The sequence below is a fragment of the Nocardia asiatica NBRC 100129 genome (genome assembly GCF_000308415.1).
Classification (GTDB): domain Bacteria; phylum Actinomycetota; class Actinomycetes; order Mycobacteriales; family Mycobacteriaceae; genus Nocardia; species Nocardia asiatica.
Map to the genome: position 1 here is coordinate 1 of NZ_BAFS01000337.1, position 637 is coordinate 637.

Annotated in this window: 1 pseudogene; it reads right to left on the reverse strand. The window is 66.4% G+C overall.

Features of this window, described 5'->3' with window-relative positions:
• Positions 1 to 246: 246 nt before the first annotated feature.
• Positions 247 to 637 (reverse strand): annotated as a pseudogene (locus ON27_RS29275) (hypothetical protein); the annotation flags it as partial.

The following is a 637-nucleotide window of genomic DNA, read 5'->3' on the forward strand; positions in this document are numbered from 1 at the left end:
CTTCGTGTCACGTTTCGAAGTCACCTTCAGTGATTTTCGAAGTCTTCTTCAGTGTGGCCTCGTCATTTCTCAGCAGCGACCTGCCGGGTGGCCTTGGTGATACCGGCAATCGTGCGCGGCGAGCCGCCGCTGCCGGGTGTCGCGGCGGCGGGGAGGTGATGGTGGTTCGGTTCATGAGGATTCGAACCGGATGCGGCGGTTGGTTGGGTATCCCCGGATGTAGAGCAGCGACAGCGGCCAGGCCGGTCAACCAGGCCAGCGCGGTGAGCAGTGCCGCGATCTCGTCGAAGTGGTCGGTGAGGCCGGTGTCGAACAGGACGCGGCTGGCGCTGTAGCCGGCATGGCGTGCGCCCAGGCCTGGGGTTCGGGACGCAGCATCGGGCTCTGCGCCAGGCCGAGGTCGAGGAACGGGATGAGGAAGGCGACGAACACCCCGGCGACGCGCCCGAACAAGGGGCCGATGATCACGCCGATGAGCGCATAGGTCGCAGCCAATAGCAGATTCGCTGCGGCGTATCCGGCCCAGTTGCGGGCGTCGAAGACGGTCGCGGTGATCGCGAGTGCCGCGACGGTGACCACAAGCACCGCCAGGGCGATCACTCCCAGTCGTGCCGTGAGCAGGACCCCGGCGCGGTAT